Annotated in this window: 1 pseudogene; it reads left to right on the top strand. The window is 61.0% G+C overall.

What is annotated here, in order from left to right:
- Window positions 1-17: 17 nt before the first annotated feature.
- Window positions 18-205 (top strand): annotated as a pseudogene (locus tag ACLFKU_RS45045) (IS256 family transposase); the annotation flags it as partial.

Raw genomic sequence — 205 nt, 5'->3', positions numbered from 1 at the left:
TACCCAAAGGAGCATGTATGCCAAGCAAACCAAAAGCAGGGTCTGCGCCCCCGCCTGAGCTGCCCGCGATTCCAGAGGAGCTCATCGATCAGTTCGTGAAGGGTCCGATGACGGCGGAAGCGGTGCAAACAGCCTCGATGGCGTTCAAGAAGGCGCTGATCGAGCGGGCGCTGGGCGCCGAGCTCAAACATCACCTGGGCTATCC

Source organism: Paraburkholderia sp. EG304, from assembly GCF_046543485.1.
Classification (GTDB): domain Bacteria; phylum Pseudomonadota; class Gammaproteobacteria; order Burkholderiales; family Burkholderiaceae; genus Paraburkholderia; species Paraburkholderia youngii.
This window is presented reverse-complemented; position numbering and strand designations above follow the sequence as displayed.